The sequence below is a fragment of the Bradyrhizobium sp. AZCC 2262 genome, assembly GCF_036924535.1.
GTDB lineage: Bacteria > Pseudomonadota > Alphaproteobacteria > Rhizobiales > Xanthobacteraceae > Bradyrhizobium.
Genome location: NZ_JAZHRT010000001.1, coordinates 564,891 through 579,466, shown reverse-complemented (window position 1 = coordinate 579,466; position 14,576 = coordinate 564,891). Strand labels below are relative to the sequence as shown.

Annotated in this window: 13 protein-coding genes; 6 read left to right on the top strand and 7 right to left on the bottom strand. The window is 63.7% G+C overall.

The window, feature by feature from the left end; translation table 11 throughout:
- The first annotated feature begins 170 nt into the window (after nt 1–170).
- On the top strand, nt 171–962 hold the full coding sequence (locus tag V1283_RS02700; RefSeq protein WP_334384900.1) for a L,D-transpeptidase: 792 nt from the start codon (nt 171–173) through the stop codon (nt 960–962).
- Between the two features lie 42 nt (nt 963–1,004).
- On the opposite strand, the gene V1283_RS02695 is transcribed toward V1283_RS02700, so the two are convergent.
- The 3 genes from V1283_RS02695 to V1283_RS02685 form a co-directional block, all read right to left on the bottom strand.
- Nucleotides 1,005–1,463: a DUF6691 family protein gene (locus V1283_RS02695; RefSeq protein ID WP_334384899.1), complete on the bottom strand. Its 459-nt coding sequence runs from the start codon at nt 1,461–1,463 to the stop codon at nt 1,005–1,007.
- Between the two features lie 3 nt (nt 1,464–1,466).
- Nucleotides 1,467–1,892, bottom strand: a complete 426-nt coding sequence (locus V1283_RS02690) for a YeeE/YedE family protein (protein ID WP_334384898.1) — start codon at nt 1,890–1,892, stop codon at nt 1,467–1,469.
- Nucleotides 1,893–2,018: 126 nt separating this feature from the next.
- Nucleotides 2,019–4,484, bottom strand: a complete 2,466-nt coding sequence (locus V1283_RS02685) for a spermidine synthase (RefSeq protein WP_442895693.1) — start codon at nt 4,482–4,484, stop codon at nt 2,019–2,021.
- Nucleotides 4,485–4,535: 51 nt separating this feature from the next.
- Here V1283_RS02685 and V1283_RS02680 point away from each other — a divergent pair, with 51 nt between their 5' ends.
- Entirely contained in the window at nt 4,536–6,137 is a 1,602-nt protein-coding gene (locus tag V1283_RS02680; RefSeq protein ID WP_334384896.1) for a phytoene desaturase family protein, read from the top strand.
- A 70-nt stretch (nt 6,138–6,207) separates the two neighbouring features.
- Here V1283_RS02680 and V1283_RS02675 read toward each other — a convergent pair whose 3' ends face one another.
- Nucleotides 6,208–6,363 (bottom strand): hypothetical protein, encoded by a 156-nt coding sequence (locus V1283_RS02675; protein WP_334384895.1) that lies wholly within the window; start codon nt 6,361–6,363, stop codon nt 6,208–6,210.
- 430 nt (nt 6,364–6,793) lie between these two features.
- Nucleotides 6,794–6,958, bottom strand: coding sequence for a Flp family type IVb pilin (locus V1283_RS02670; protein WP_334384894.1), 165 nt, complete (start codon nt 6,956–6,958; stop codon nt 6,794–6,796).
- A 199-nt stretch (nt 6,959–7,157) separates the two neighbouring features.
- Between V1283_RS02670 and V1283_RS02665 the strand changes: the two genes are divergently transcribed.
- Nucleotides 7,158–8,048: a 50S ribosomal protein L11 methyltransferase gene (locus V1283_RS02665; protein WP_334384893.1), complete on the top strand. Its 891-nt coding sequence runs from the start codon at nt 7,158–7,160 to the stop codon at nt 8,046–8,048.
- Between the two features lie 4 nt (nt 8,049–8,052).
- On the opposite strand, the gene V1283_RS02660 is transcribed toward V1283_RS02665, so the two are convergent.
- Nucleotides 8,053–8,241 carry a hypothetical protein gene (locus tag V1283_RS02660; protein WP_334384892.1) on the bottom strand — a complete coding sequence of 63 codons (189 nt, stop codon included), beginning with the start codon at nt 8,239–8,241 and terminating at the stop codon, nt 8,053–8,055.
- A gap of 188 nt (nt 8,242–8,429) precedes the next feature.
- Between V1283_RS02660 and V1283_RS02655 the strand changes: the two genes are divergently transcribed.
- Nucleotides 8,430–10,265 carry an aminopeptidase P family protein gene (locus tag V1283_RS02655; RefSeq protein WP_334384891.1) on the top strand — a complete coding sequence of 612 codons (1,836 nt, stop codon included), beginning with the start codon at nt 8,430–8,432 and terminating at the stop codon, nt 10,263–10,265.
- 261 nt (nt 10,266–10,526) lie between these two features.
- Nucleotides 10,527–11,804, top strand: coding sequence for a multidrug effflux MFS transporter (locus V1283_RS02650; RefSeq protein WP_334384890.1), 1,278 nt, complete (start codon nt 10,527–10,529; stop codon nt 11,802–11,804).
- A gap of 158 nt (nt 11,805–11,962) precedes the next feature.
- Here the strand turns inward: V1283_RS02650 and ligA are convergent, their stop codons facing one another.
- The gene (gene ligA / locus V1283_RS02645; protein WP_334384889.1) at nt 11,963–14,119 is read right to left on the bottom strand and encodes an NAD-dependent DNA ligase LigA; all 2,157 of its coding nucleotides are present in this window, start codon (nt 14,117–14,119) and stop codon (nt 11,963–11,965) included.
- Nucleotides 14,120–14,244: 125 nt separating this feature from the next.
- Between ligA and V1283_RS02640 the strand changes: the two genes are divergently transcribed.
- Nucleotides 14,245–14,532: a GIY-YIG nuclease family protein gene (locus V1283_RS02640; RefSeq protein ID WP_334384888.1), complete on the top strand. Its 288-nt coding sequence runs from the start codon at nt 14,245–14,247 to the stop codon at nt 14,530–14,532.
- The last annotated feature ends 44 nt before the right edge of the window (nt 14,533–14,576 follow it).

The following is a 14,576-nucleotide window of genomic DNA, read 5'->3' as shown; positions in this document are numbered from 1 at the left end:
AAGTCAGCGCCACAGCCCGCCCGCGCCGTCCTACCGCCTTGTTTGCGCCGCCGGGGGCGTTAACGATTGCGGCGCAGGCCACTGGAACCAGTACCAGTTTCCGGGCATAGTAGATGCCGAGGGACGAAGAGCCGGCAACTTTAGTACAGGGGCTTGGAGGCCAAAGGTAAATGCGTTCCTTCCTCATTGCCGTCACCGCCCTGGCGCTGTTTGCCTCGGGTGCAGCCCAAGCCAAGGTCGCCATCACCGTCGACAAGGATAACCAGCGGATGACCGTCGCCGTCGACGGCGTCGAGCGTTACCGCTGGCCGGTGTCGTCAGGCATCCCCTCCTATGAGACGCCGAACGGCAGCTTCCGCGCCTTCCGGATGGAAGAGGACCACTATTCCAAGGAATTCGACGACGCGCCGATGCCCCACTCGATCTTTTTCACGAAGATCGGCCACGCCATTCATGGCACCGATTCCGTCAACCGTCTCGGCAGCCCGGCCTCGCATGGCTGCGTGCGTCTGTCGCGCGAGAATGCCTCCAGGCTCTACGCGCTGGTGCAGGAGCAAGGCGTGCTCAACACCACGGTGACGCTGACCGGCTCCTCCCAGGTGGCGCTGGCGCGCAATCCGCGGCGCGCCAATACGGCCGTGGCACGCCGCGCCCCGCAACCGCAATATGAGCAGCAATATGATTCCGCGGCCGGCGATCCCATCGTGATCACGCCGCAACAGCAGCGCGTGGCGCCGCAGGCGCGGGCCGACGATGGCTACATCTATCCGGCCGATGGTTCTTCGAACGAGGCGCGCTATCCGGCGCCGGGCCGCCGCGTCTACGACACCCAGGCCTATCAGCAGCAGCAGCCGCAGCAGCAATATTACGACGACCGCGGCTCCGCGCCGGCGCCGCAGGGCTACTATTATCAGCCGCGGCAGTCTTATCAGCCGCGCGGGCTGTTCACCAATCAGAATTAGCCGGATGAGTTTGCGGTCGCGGATTGATCTGCGGCCGCCATCTCAGCCATCCGTCGCGCTCGCAAGCTGCCGGTCGCGTTGCGCCGTCAGCCGCGGCTGTTGCCACGCGTCGTGCGCTACCATACCGGCGGCCATCGCGACGACAAAGACGATCACACCGGGCGACAGCGTCGCCAGGCTCTCCAAAGCCGGTCCCGGGCACAATCCAACCAGCCCCCAACCGATTCCGAATAGCGCTGCGCCCGTGACCAGCGGCAGATCGATCCCCGATTTCCCCGGCCGAAAATATTGCCCGGCAAACCACGGCTGCGCACCGCGATCAGCCAGCCTGAAGCCGGGCACCGACACTGCGAGCGCCGCGGCCATCACCGCGGCGAGGCTCGGGTCCCACACGCCGAAGATGTCCAGAAAGCCCAAAACCTTGGTCGGCTGCACCATGCCTGAAATCAGCAGGCCCGCACCGAAGATCAGGCCACATAACAAGGGGGCGATGATCCACATGGCTCAACCTCCCAACACATGGTGGGTGACCGCGACCGTAATGACCGCCGTCACCATGAAGACGATGGTGGCGGCGATGGATCGCGGGGACAGCCGCGCTATTCCGCAGATACCGTGACCGGAGGTGCAGCCGCCGCCAAGCCGTGTACCGAAGCCGACCAGCAGTCCCGCTGCGATAATGACGGCCCAGTTCGCCGACAGCCTGGGCTGCGCCATGCCGTACCCGACAAGGCCTGCGATGACAGGCGCGAGAATGAGCCCGGCGACGAAAGCAATACGCCAGCCCTTGTCCTCGCCCCGCAAATTCAACAGGCCGCTGAAGATGCCGCTGATGCCTGCAATCCGGCCGGTCGACAGCATCAGCAGCACCGCGGAAAGCCCGATCAGCGCGCCGCCGATCGCGGCCGATACCGGAGTGAAATTGGCCATGACGGATTTCCATTCAATTAGGGCGTTTTCGAGCGAAGTGGACACCGGTTCGCGTAAAGAAAACGCGTCAAAACAAAAAATCTAACGCGCCCGATCATAGGCGCGCCTTGCTCGATCGCAACTCGTCTATTCCTCGCCGTTCCTGAGCCGCCGCCACACCGCGCCCAGCACGTTGGAATAATCGTCGGTCCAGACCCGCTGGTGGTCCTCGGCTTCAGTCAGCGCCCATTGATCCGACGACGCCAGCTTGCCGACGTCGGCCTCTTCGCGCGCCGAGACCACGACCGAGGTGGAGAAGATGTATTCATTGTCGCGGCCGGAATCCTCGCTGTAGACCCAGCTCTTCATGTCGTTGGCGTCGGCGATGCCGACCACCACGCTCGACAGTTCCAGATGCCGGTTGGAGACGTGCATCACGACAGCGCCTTGCGGCGCCAGCTTGGCCTTGTAGATTTCCATCGCCTCTTCGGTCGCCAGATGAATCGGGATCGCGTCCGAGGAATAGGCGTCGACGATGATCAGATCGTAGACGCCGTCGGGCTCGCGCGCGAAAGTCAGCCGCGCGTCGCCGATCACGGGATTTATGTTCGGTTCGCAAACCTGGATGTAGGTGAAATGTTTCGGGTCGCGCGCGGTATCGACCATCGTCTGGTCGATCTCGAAGAACTTCCAGTCTTCGCCAGGCTCCGAGGCGCAGGCCAGCGTGCCGGAGCCGAGCCCGATCACAGCCACCCGCAGCGGCGCGCCCTTGCGCTCGCGGATCGCCGTGATCGCCTGACCGATGCCGCCGTCCTTGTGGTAATAGGTGATCGGCTCCGGTTGGCCGGTGACGGGCGTGCCGTCGTCGTTCTTGAATTTCTCGGCGCCGTGGATCGTGGTTCCGTGCATCAGCACGTGATACTGGCCGTTCGGTGTCACCACGATCTTGTGGACGCCGAAGAAGCTGCGCACGGTTTCCACCCGCCCCTCGTCCGCCGGATAAGCACGCAGCAGCACCAGCGCCACCGCGACGGTCGCAAATATCTTCCAGCGGTTGGCGTTGAGGCCGAGCGCCAGCAGCGCCGAGAGCACACCGACCGCGCCGATTACCCAGACCCTGTTGGTGTCGAGCCAGTTGAACATTTTTCCCGTCGACCAGGCCGGTGCGATCAGCGCCACCGCCAGCACGGCAAGGAACGGCCAGTACCACGCGCTCCAGCGCGGCAGGCGTTCGCCGCCGGGCGGCCGGCATAGCGCCGCCAGCGCCAGCAGGATCGGGTATTCCGCAACCCAGGAGAACGTGAACGGCGCGATCAGGCCGGCGAACAAGCCGCCGACCATGCCGCCGAACGACAGCGCGACATAGAAACCGGTGAGATATCTCGCCGCCGGCCTGGTGCGCGCCAGTTCGCCGTGACAGGCCATCGCGATGACGAAGAAGCAGAGCTGATGCCCGCCGAGCGTCAGCAGCAAATTCTGCTCGCCGCCGACCGCCAGCAGCACCACGACGCCTGCAATTGCCAGCGGCTGCGCCAGCAGCATCCATTTGTGCGGCAGCAGCGGGCGCGACTGGAACACCAGCACCCAGGTCAGGAGATAGAGCGACAGCGGCAGCACCCACAGCAGGGGCGCGGCGGCGACGTCGGTGGAAATATGCGCGGTCACCGCGATCAGCAGCCCCGACGGCACCGCAGCCAGAAAGATCCAGCGTGCACGCAAAATCCATGGCGGAGCCGGCGCGCCGCGATCGTCGGCCGGCATGTTCAGCTCCGCTGCCTTCGCCGGCGAGCGCAGCAGCAACACGCCGCAGCTTGCGATCAGCACAATTAGCAGGCCATAGCCGCCGGTCCAGATCAGGTTCTGCGTGCGCAGCGTGAACATCGGCTCCAGCAGCACCGGATAGGACAGCAGCGCCAGAAAACTGCCGATATTCGAGGACGCGTAGAGGAAATACGGGTCGGGGCCGTCGGGGTGGCCGGTACGAACGAACCAGGCCTGCAGCAGCGGATTGTTGGCCGCGAGCGCGAAGAACGGCAGCCCGATCGACACCGCAAACAGGCCAAGCAGCCAGAGTGCATAGCCTGACGTCGGTGGATCGCCCCACCCGCTCGAAATCGACAGCGGCAGCGTCAGCATCGCACAAGCGAGCAGCACCAGATGGATCGCTACGGGGAGCATGCGATTGCGGAGCTGCATCAGAAAATGCGCATAGGCGTAGCCGCCGAGCAGCAGCGACTGGAAGAACACCATCGCCACCGACCACACCGCCGGCGAGCCGCCGAGCCGCGGCAGCACCATCTTGGTGAACAGGGGCTGCACCGAAAACAGCAGCAGCGCACTGACGAAGATCGCGGCGGTGTAGACGACCAGGACCAGCCGGTTCCGATTTTCGGAAGGCAGGTCCGCTGAAACGGACGGATCGGGAGAAGTCATCAAAACTCCGGCTGGAATCCGGCGGGCGCCGGTGGCGGGATGCCCGGCAGGGCCGCCGGAGCGGCGCAATGGAGCATAGGGCGACACGGCGAGCAATGCGGGATAAGAAGTGTCGTTCCGGGGCGATGCGCAGCATCGAACCCGGAAGTTCGAGATTCCGGGTCTGGTCCTTCGGACCATCCCGGAATGACGAATCCACGCTCATCAAACCTTCTTGAAGCTGAAGCTGGCATGAACGAGACGGACGTTGTCATCATTGGGGCGGGCCATAACGGCCTCACCTGCGCCGCCTATCTCGCGATGGCCGGGCTGCACGTAAAAGTGGTCGAGCGCCGCAAGGTGGTCGGCGGCGCCGCCGTGACCGAGGAATTCCATCCCGGCTTCCGCAACTCGGTAGCCGCCTATACCGTCAGCCTGCTCAATCCGCAGATCATTGCCGACCTGAAGCTCGCCGAACACGGCCTGCGCATCGTCGAGCGCCGCGCGCAGAATTTTCTGCCCGCGCCCGACGGCAGCTATCTCCTGACCGGCGAGGGCCGCACGCAGGCCTCGGTGGAAAAACTCAGCCGGCACGATGCCGGCGCCATCGACGCCTTCTCGCGCGAGCTGGAGGCCATCGCCGACGTGCTGCGGCAGTTCGTGCTGCGCGCGCCGCCGAACATCGTCCAGGGTTTTGGGGTCGGCGCGATTCGCGAGGCTTTCAATGCGGTCGGCACGGCCGGCATCCTGCGCAAGCTTTCACTGGAGCAGCAGCGCAACCTGCTCGACCTGTTCACGCGCTCCGCCGGCGAGATGCTGGACGAGCGTTTTGAAAACGACCTGGTGAAAGCGCTGTTCGGCTTCGACGCCATCGTCGGCAATTACGCCAGCCCCTACGCCGCCGGCTCGGCCTACGTCATGCTGCACCACGCGTTCGGCGAGGTGAACGGCAAGAAGGGCGTATGGGGCCATGCGATCGGCGGCATGGGCGCAATCACGCTAGCAATGGCGCACGCGGCGCGCGCCCATGGCGCCGAGATCGAAACGGAAGCCGGCGTGCGCGAAGTGATCGTCGAGGGCGGGCGCGCTGCGGGCGTCATCCTCGACAACGGCAAAACCATCCGCGCGAAATACATCGTCTCCGGCGTCAATCCGAAATTGCTGTATACGCGGCTCGTGCCGTCGGGCGCGCTGGCGCCGGAATTCCTCGAACGCATCTCGCGCTGGCGCAACGGCTCCGGCACTTTTCGCATGAACGTCGCGCTGAACGCCCTGCCCTCTTTCACCGCACTACCCGGCGCCGGCGACCATCTCACCGCCGGCATCATTCTGGCGCCGAGTCTCGGCTACATGGATCGCGCCTGGCAGGACGCACGAAGCCATGGCTGGAGCCGCGAGCCGGTGGTGGAGGTGCTGATCCCCTCGACGCTCGACTCCTCGCTGGCGCCGGAGGGCCAACATGTCGCGAGCCTGTTCTGCCAGCATGTCGCGCCGGAATTGCCGGATGGAAAATCATGGGACGATCATCGTGAGGAGGTCGCCGACCTCATGATCGCGACGGTAGATAAATTCGCACCGGGCTTTGCGGGAAGCGTGATCGGCCGCCAGATGCTGTCGCCGCTAGACCTCGAGCGGCAGTTCGGCCTGCTCGGCGGCGACATTTTTCATGGCGCCTTGACGCTCAACCAGTTGTTCTCGGCGCGGCCGATGCTGGGCCATGCGGATTATCGCGGGCCGCTGAAAGGGCTCTACCATTGCGGCTCAGGGGCCCATCCCGGCGGCGGCGTCACCGGCGCCCCCGGTCACAACGCCGCGCGGACCATCCTGGGCGATCACCGCGCGCTGTTCGGATAAGCTAATGAAACGCACAAGGCGGCGACACCGGGACCGGCGTCGCGCCTTGCGAAACGATTAAATTATCAAATCAAACGGCGTCGTAGGATTCGATCGGAAGCGAACGGGATTCCTGCATCGACAGCGCCAGCGAAGGCGTCGCGTTGCCGGACACGGTGGCCGACGGATAGCTTACATACGCGCTCAGGGCGCACATCAAGGCACAAACTGCGGTAATCTTCTTCATGAATTCCCCCTGTGTTTTCGTTTTCGCTGCTTTCAGCGTGCCCCGTTCTTAGGCTTGGCAACTTAATGTGCGGTTCCATTAAGCCGGCGTGGGGAGCCAACTGGGGGCGCGGTGAATCGGAGGTGTACGAGGGCCGTGAACTGGATTTTAACCAGGTCCCGCGATTTGCCTTCGGCTTACAAGGCGGACCGTGCCGCAGACAGATGTGCAGAGCCGGTGGATAATGACGGGAAAAGCCTGTGGATTGATTGTCGAAAACTCGCCGCAGCGACTGTGGAAAGAGCCGGTATCCACCGCGCATAACGGGGTCGCCAATGCCGCTGCGGGCTGTGGATGGAAAGTGGATACTTCACCGCAGCAACCCTGACCCAAAACGAAAGGGACCGGGCGCTTGGCGCGCCCGGTCCCGAAATGCCCCCGAAATGGGCTGTTACTTCAGCGAGTTGCTGATGGTATCGAAGTTCGTGCTGAGCTTGGTGCCGAGACCGTTCACGGCGGTAATGATCGCGATCGCGATGCCTGCTGCGATCAGGCCATACTCAATGGCCGTGGCTCCTGACTCGTCCTTAAGAAATGAAGTAATGAGCGATTTCATGGCTGTTTCGACCTGGGTTATGTGTTCACGGAACCCGGGGCGCCCCCTGCAGTTCCTGTCCGGAAACCTACGGGGATTCATCTAAGGTTGTTCTAACGACGGGAACCCAACTTTTCGGGATATTGCGACATGAAATTTGTTCAAATTTGAACGAAATACCGCCTCCCACCCACCCTCCCGCTTTTCTCCAGGTTCTTCCATGACTTCCATTGCCTCTACGTATCGTGTCAGCTTTGCCATCGGTGGCGAGCATGCAGCCAAAGGCGTCGTCGATGCGCTGACCGAATTTTTTTTTGAGGGCCAGGCCGCGATCGCCGCGTTCGAACGGCCGGATGGCCGATGGGACGTCACGGTGCATTTTGCCGAGCCGCCGGATCAGCGGCTGGTTCGCGAACTCGTGGCCAATGCCGCAGGTCGGGACATCGCCGAGGGCATCGTCTTCGACACGGTCGAGGCCAAGGATTGGGTCAAGGCCAGTCTCGAAGACCTCGTCCCCGTGCCGGCCGGACGCTTCATCGTCCACGGCCAGCATGACCGCGACAGGATCTCGCCCAACAAGATCGGCATCGAAATCGAGGCGGCGCTGGCGTTCGGCACCGGCCACCACGGCACGACGCGCGGCTGCCTGCTGCTGCTCGATCATGTTCTGAAAGCCTGGCGCCCGCGCCGCGTGCTCGATCTCGGCACCGGCACCGGCGTGCTGGCAATCGCCGCTGCCAGGGCGCTGCATGAAAAAGTGCTGGCGAGCGATATCGATCCGCCCTCGGTGCAGGTCGCCCGCGAAAACGCGCGACTGAACGTAGCGGGGCATCTGGTGCAGGCGATCCGCGCCACCGGTTTTTCCGCGCCGCAATTCGTGGCTGCTGCGCCGTTCGATCTGGTGCTGGCGAATATTCTCGCCAATCCGTTGCGGCAACTGGCAGCGCCGATGGCGCGGCATCTGGCGCCATCGGCGCTGGTCATTCTGTCGGGCCTGCTGACGCCTCAGGCGCCCGGCGTCATCGCCGCCTATCGCGCCCGTGGGCTGGTGCCGTTGCGGCACCTGCGTATCGAAGGCTGGAGCAGCCTGTTGCTGCGCAAGGTAAGCTGAAACTCTAGTCGGCCGGTCTTCGGCCGTTGCGGGCGATCACGCCGTTTTCTTTCTTCAACGACCGTTTGACGCGTGCTTCCGCAAATCGGTCCAGGATCTGAACGATGACACCACGTTGCTTCTTGTTGACGACGGGGGGAACAGGGCCACGAGCCGTCGGCGGCGAAATCTTCTCAAACGTGAAAACAGGCATGGTGCATCCCCTCTTCGTTGAGTTGAAACACTCCTGGAGCCTCCCAGTATTTTCAGCCGAACGGCCTGCACGCAAAACCGTTCCATCCGACTAACGCGGACGGCTACATTGAAGCACGGATTATGCCAAATTGTGGCCGATGCCGCTGCATTGCGCACCGCTCCGCCCAACTCTAGAGTGACAAGGCGATGTTCGAAGCCCATTTCCAGACATTCGAAGAACCCGAAGGCGGCGTGGCGCTGTCCGCACGGCTGGCCCGCTTCCGCGAGGAGCTGGCACGCCGGAAGCTCACCGGATTCGTGATTCCGCGCGCAGATCAGCAGCAAAACGAGTATGTCCCGCCCTCCGAAGAGCGGCTGGCCTGGCTCACCGGCTTCACCGGTTCGGCCGGCATGGCGATCGTCCTGACGCGCGAGGCCGCCGTTTTCGTCGATGGCCGCTATACGCTGCAGGCCGCCAAGCAGGTCGACCGCAAGGCCTGGCATATCGAGCCGCTGGCCGATCCGCCGCCGGAACACTGGCTGGGCAAGCACCTTGCGGCCGGCGACCGCCTCGGTTTTGACCCGTGGCTGCACACTTCCGCGGCAGCCGAGCGTCTCGCGGCCGCCTGCGCCAAGGCGGGTGCGGAGCTGATCGCGGTCGACAGCAACCCGCTGGACCAGGTGTGGACCGAGCGCCCGGCCCCGCCGCTCGGCCCCGTTTCCGTTCATGGCGTACAGTTTTCCGGCGAGATCGAGGGCGAAAAGCTCAAGCGGATCCGACTCGAGATCAACAAGCTCGGGGTCGAGGCGCTGGTGCTATCGGACAGCCATGCGGTGGCCTGGACCTTCAACGTGCGCGGCGCTGACGTCTCGCATACGCCGCTGCCTTTGTCCTACGCGCTGGTGCCAAAGGACGGCCGCCCCACGATCTTCATCGACCACCGCAAGCTTTCCAACCTGACGCGCGACCATCTCGAACAATCAGCCGATGTCCGGGATCCCGACGCGCTGGTCCCTGATCTGACCGAGCTCGCGCGCAGCGGCGCCGCGATCGCCCTCGACAACGCCACCGCCGCGGACGCGCTCAGCCGCCTGATCGCAGGCGCCGGCGGCAAACCGGTGCGCGGCAGCGATCCGGTGAGCTTGTTGAAGGCGGTGAAGAACATCACCGAGATCGAGGGCACGCGGACCGCGCACCGGCGCGACGCGGTGGCGCTGACGCGCTTCCTCGCCTGGATCGACCGCGAGGCGCCCTCCGGCGCGTTGACGGAAATCGATACCGTCGAGGCGCTGGAAACCTTTCGGCGCCAGACCTGCGCGCTGAAGGATGTTTCGTTTCCGACCATCGCCGGCACCGGACCGAACGGCGCGATCGTGCATTACCGCGTCACCCGCAAGAGCAACCGGCGGATTTCGCCCGGCGATCTCCTGCTGATCGATTCCGGCGCGCAATATGAAGACGGCACCACCGACGTCACCCGCACGATTGCGATCGGCACGCCATCAGACGAAATGCGCGATCGCTTCACGCGCGTGCTGCGCGGACACATCGCGATCGCGCGCGCGATCTTTCCCGACGGCACCACCGGCGCGCAGCTCGATTCCTTTGCGCGGCAATTTTTGTGGCAGGCAGGCCTCGATTTCGAGCACGGCACCGGCCACGGCGTCGGCAGCTATCTGTCGGTGCACGAAGGCCCGGCGCGGATTTCCAAGCTCGGGACCACGCCGCTGAAGCGCGGCATGATCCTTTCCAACGAGCCCGGCTATTACAAGACCGACGCCTACGGCATCCGGATCGAGAACCTCGAACTCGTCATCGGCACCGATGTCGCGGGTGCCGACAAGCCGGTGAATGCCTTCGAGACGCTGACGCTGGCGCCGATCGATCGCCGCCTGATCGACGTGAATATGCTGAGCGCCACCGAACTGAAGTGGCTGAATGATTACCACGAGCGCGTCAACCGCGCGGTGCGCCCGCATCTCGATGACAACGCCACGAAACTATGGCTGGATGAGGCGACCGCGGCGCTGCTGCCGCTTTAATCGTTGCTGCCTGATACATGATCGTCGTTCCCCGCGAAAGCGGGGGACCCAGTACGCCGGGCTCTCTCGGCTCACTCGCTGACTGCTCTGGAATACTGGATCACCCGCTTTCTGCGCGGGTGATGACAGCGGAGTTTGTTGCGCGAGACGAAGCATCACGTCCCGCCTCCCGAATTCGGCATGGCTGCATGCCGAAACGTCCGTATTCCCGCTGAGCTATTCGGTTAAAAGTCCGATTCAACCAAAACAGGATCGGACTGAATGCACGGCGTCGTGGGCAAGCCGCCCGGCGCGGCGGCGGATGCCGTCGCGACCTCGAAAATCATGCTGCTGATGCTGGTCGCGATGACCGGCGTCGCGCCGATCTCGCTATATATGCTGGTGCCGGCGCTGCCCGTGCTGGCGACGACGTTCCATGGCGACATTTCGATCGCGCAGATGACGGTGTCGCTCTATATGGTCGGCATCGCCTGCTCGCAGCTCATCATGGGGCCGCTGTCGGACAGGTTCGGCCGCCGTCCGGTACTGCTCGCGGGCCTTGCCCTGATGGTGGCGGCCAGCATCGGCTGCTCGCTGGCGCAGACGCTGCCGCAACTGATCGCCGCGCGCTTCCTGCAGGCGCTCGGCGGCGCCACCGGCATGGTGGTGAGCCGCGCCATCATCCGCGACCTCTACAGCCGCGATCGCATCAGCTCCATGATCAGCCTCGTCATCGGGGTGATGATGGTGGCGCAGATGCTCAGCGCGCTCGCCGGCGGCCTGCTGGAGACCGCGTTCGGCTGGCGCGCGATCTTCTATTCCATCACCGCGGCGTCGCTCGGTGTCGCCGTGCTGATAACAGTTGCGCTGCCCGAGACGCGGCGCGACCGCGGCGAGAGCAGCAGCTTCCGTGGCGATGTCGGCAAGCTGATCCGCGACCGCGCCTTTATCGGCTATGTGCTGTGCCAGGTGCTGGCTTCCCAGATCATCTTCACCTTTGCCGGCGGCGGGCCTTACATCGTGGTGACGCAGATGGGCCGCACCACCGCCGAGTACGGCGCCTGGTTTGCGACCACCGGATTTGCGTATCTGGTCGGCAACCTGTTCTGCGTCCGCTTCGCGCCGCGACATTCGCTGGAGAAGCTGATCTGGTTCGGGCTGGCGCTGCAGTTCGGCGGCGCGCTGCTGAACCTGACCTTCAGCATCGTCGGGACCAACCAGGCGCCGCTCTGGCTGTTCGGCACCCAGATGATCGTCATGGTCGCCAACGCCTTCGTGATGAACAATGCCGCAGCTGGCGCCATCAGCGTCCGTCCCGAGGCCGCCGGCACCGCAGCAGGTGCCATGGGCTTCCTGCAGCAGGGCATCGGCGCGCTGGTCTCGCAATTCGGCGCCTATCTTGGCGGCCACTCCACCACCACGCTGCCCTTGACGGCCGCGATCTTCGCGCTGTCGATCGCCTGTGCGTCGGCGATGTTCTTCCTCGTGCCGCGGCCAACGGTCGTGGTCAGCGAGGAATTGATCAAGAAGGCGGAGGAGGAAGAGAGCGGGATGTTGTGAGGGTTGTGGGCAACGTCAGCGCCTCACGCTCAACTGTCGTCGCCCGCGAAAGCGGGCGATCCAGTACGCCGCGGCTTCTCGGGTAGAAAACAAATGCCTCTGGAGTACTGGGTCGCCCGCCTTCGCGGGTGACGACAACGGAGTGCGTGATGCGCCGCTCACTCCCCGATCAGTTTCAGCCATTCGTCTTCCGTCAGCACGGCTACGCCAAGCTCGCGCGCCTTGGTGAGCTTGGAGCCCGCATCCTCACCCGCCACGACATAGTCCGTCTTCTTCGATACCGAGCCTGCAACCTTGGCGCCGAGCCGCTCCGCCATCGCCTTGGCTTCGTCGCGGGTGAACTTGGTCAGCGAGCCCGTGAACACCACGGTCTTGTCCGAAACCGGCGAGCTCTTGCGCGGCTGTTCGGCGGGCTTCACCTCGATCTCGCGCAGCAGTTCGCCGAGCGCCTTCACGTTGCGCGGCTCGGCGAAGAACTCCACCACCGCGTCGGCGACGATCTCGCCGATGCCGCCGATATTGTTGAGGTCCTGATTGGCCTCGGTCGTATTCTCTTCGTCCTTTGTCCCCTTGGCCGCGGCCAGCATCGCCTCGCGAAAGTTCTCGATCGTGCCGTAATGCCGCGCCAGCAGCTTTGCGTTGCCCTCGCCGACATGGCGGATGCCGAGCGCGAAGATCAGCCGGTGCAGTTCGATCGAGCGGCGGGCGTCGATCGCATTGAACAGATTGCGCACCGAGGTCTCGCCATAGCCCTCGCGTTCCATCAGCTTGCTGGTCGATCGCGCATCGCGCTTCTGCAGCGTGAAGATGTCAACCGGCGACATCACGAGACCGTCTTCGTAAAATTCCTGGATCTGCTTGTCGCCGAGGCCGTCGATATCGAACGCCAGCCGCGAGACGAAATGCTTCAGCCGCTCCATCGCCTGCGCCGGGCAGATCAGCGCGCCGGTGCAGCGGCGCACCGCCTCGTCTTCCTCGCGCACCGCATGGCTGCCGCATACCGGACATGTCTCCGGAAACTTGTAAGGCTTCGCGGTCTTCGGCCGCTTGTCCATGACGACGCTGACGACCTGCGGAATCACGTCGCCGGCGCGCTGGACCACAACCGTGTCGCCGACGCGAAGATCGACGCCGTCGCGAATCGGATCGCCGTCGTTGCCGATGCCCTTGATGTAATCCTCATTATGCAGCGTCGCATTCGACACGACGACGCCGCCGACGGTAACCGGCTCGAGCCGCGCCACCGGCGTCAGCGCACCGGTGCGGCCAACCTGGATATCGATGCCATTGAGGATCGTCGTCGCCTGCTCAGCCGCGAATTTGTGCGCAATCGCCCAGCGCGGGCTGCGCGAAACAAAGCCGAGGCGGTCTTGCCAGTCGAGCCGGTCGACTTTGTAGACCACGCCGTCGATATCGTAGCCGAGCGAGGCGCGCTCCTCGCCGATCTTGCTGTAGAATTTCAGGACGGCGTCAACATCCTTGCAAAGCTTCGTCCGTGGATTGACGACAAAGCCGGCCTTGTCCATCCACTCCAGCATGCCGTGCTGGGTATCGGCCGGACGTTCGCTCATCTCGCCCCAGGTATAGGCGAAAAACTTCAGCGGCCGCGACGCCGTGATCGAAACGTCCTTCTGGCGCAGCGAGCCCGCCGCCGAATTGCGCGGATTGGCGAACACCGTGTCGTCGGCTTCCGCCTGCTTCTTGTTGAGCTCGAGAAAGTCCTTCTTGAGCATGTAGACTTCGCCGCGCATTTCGCAGGCCGCCGGAATATGGCGGCCCTTCAGCGTGTGCGGAATATCCTTGATGGTGCGAACGTTGGCGGTGACATCCTCGCCGGTAAAACCGTCGCCACGGGTTGCCGCGCGGACCAGCTCGCCGCTTTCGTAGCGCAACGACAGCGACAGGCCGTCGATCTTCGGTTCGGCGACGAGCGCCGGAATATGGTCGGCATCGAGCTTGAGAAACCGCCGGATACGATCAACGAACTCCGTGACGTCCTCATCGCTGAAGGCGTTGCCGAGCGACAGCATGGGAACGGCATGCTGCACTTTCGCGAAGCCGCGCGCGGGCGCGGCGCCAACCTTTTGCGTCGGCGAATCCGTCGTGACGAGATCGGGAAACCTTGTCTCAATGGCCTCCAGCCGCTGGCGCAGCGCGTCATAGGCGGCGTCCGACACGGTCGGCGCGTCCTTCTGGTAATAGCGCTCGTTGTGGGCCTCAAGCTCCAGCGAAAGCCGCTTGTGCTCGACCTTGGCCTGGGCCTTGGTGAGCTTCTCGACGTCGGTGGGTGTTTTTGTTTTGGATTTTGCTATCATGCTGAAAGCTAAGTCCCCGTCATTCCGGGGCGCGCGAAGCGCGAACCCGGAATCTCGAGATTCCGGGTTCGATGCTGCGCATCGCCCCGGAATGACTGGTTGTTAACAGGCAATTTGCAACAATCATGAGCTACTACGTTTATATCATCGCGAGTAGACGGGACGGTGCAATCTATATCGGCGTGGCCAACGATCTCGTGCGCCGGGTTTACGAGCACCGAATAAAGGCGGTGCCCGGCCTCACTTCCAAATACAATATTACACAGCTTGTTTGGTTCGAAGTCTACGACGATCCTGTTTCTGCGATTACGCGCGAGAAAGAACTCAAAAAGTGGAAAAGGAGCTGGAAGGTACAGTTGATCGAAGCGGAGAATCCCGAATGGAAGGATTTATACGAGTCGATATGTATCTGACTTTGTCATTCCGGGATGGTCCGAAGGACCAGACCCGGAATCTC

Bases quoted from the DNA above. Each gene is read 5' to 3' on its own strand.
- V1283_RS02700 (WP_334384900.1), top strand. From the start codon at position 171: ATGCGTTCCTTCCTCATTGCCGTCACCGCCCTGGCGCTGTTTGCCTCG.
- V1283_RS02695 (WP_334384899.1), bottom strand. From the start codon at position 1,463: ATGTGGATCATCGCCCCCTTGTTATGTGGCCTGATCTTCGGTGCGGGC.
- V1283_RS02690 (WP_334384898.1), bottom strand. From the start codon at position 1,892: ATGGCCAATTTCACTCCGGTATCGGCCGCGATCGGCGGCGCGCTGATC.
- V1283_RS02685 (WP_442895693.1), bottom strand. From the start codon at position 4,484: ATGGTCCGAAGGACCAGACCCGGAATCTCGAACTTCCGGGTTCGATGC.
- V1283_RS02680 (WP_334384896.1), top strand. From the start codon at position 4,536: ATGAACGAGACGGACGTTGTCATCATTGGGGCGGGCCATAACGGCCTC.
- V1283_RS02675 (WP_334384895.1), bottom strand. From the start codon at position 6,363: ATGAAGAAGATTACCGCAGTTTGTGCCTTGATGTGCGCCCTGAGCGCG.
- V1283_RS02670 (WP_334384894.1), bottom strand. From the start codon at position 6,958: ATGAAATCGCTCATTACTTCATTTCTTAAGGACGAGTCAGGAGCCACG.
- V1283_RS02665 (WP_334384893.1), top strand. From the start codon at position 7,158: ATGACTTCCATTGCCTCTACGTATCGTGTCAGCTTTGCCATCGGTGGC.
- V1283_RS02660 (WP_334384892.1), bottom strand. From the start codon at position 8,241: ATGCCTGTTTTCACGTTTGAGAAGATTTCGCCGCCGACGGCTCGTGGC.
- V1283_RS02655 (WP_334384891.1), top strand. From the start codon at position 8,430: ATGTTCGAAGCCCATTTCCAGACATTCGAAGAACCCGAAGGCGGCGTG.
- V1283_RS02650 (WP_334384890.1), top strand. From the start codon at position 10,527: ATGCACGGCGTCGTGGGCAAGCCGCCCGGCGCGGCGGCGGATGCCGTC.
- ligA (WP_334384889.1), bottom strand. From the start codon at position 14,119: ATGATAGCAAAATCCAAAACAAAAACACCCACCGACGTCGAGAAGCTC.
- V1283_RS02640 (WP_334384888.1), top strand. From the start codon at position 14,245: ATGAGCTACTACGTTTATATCATCGCGAGTAGACGGGACGGTGCAATC.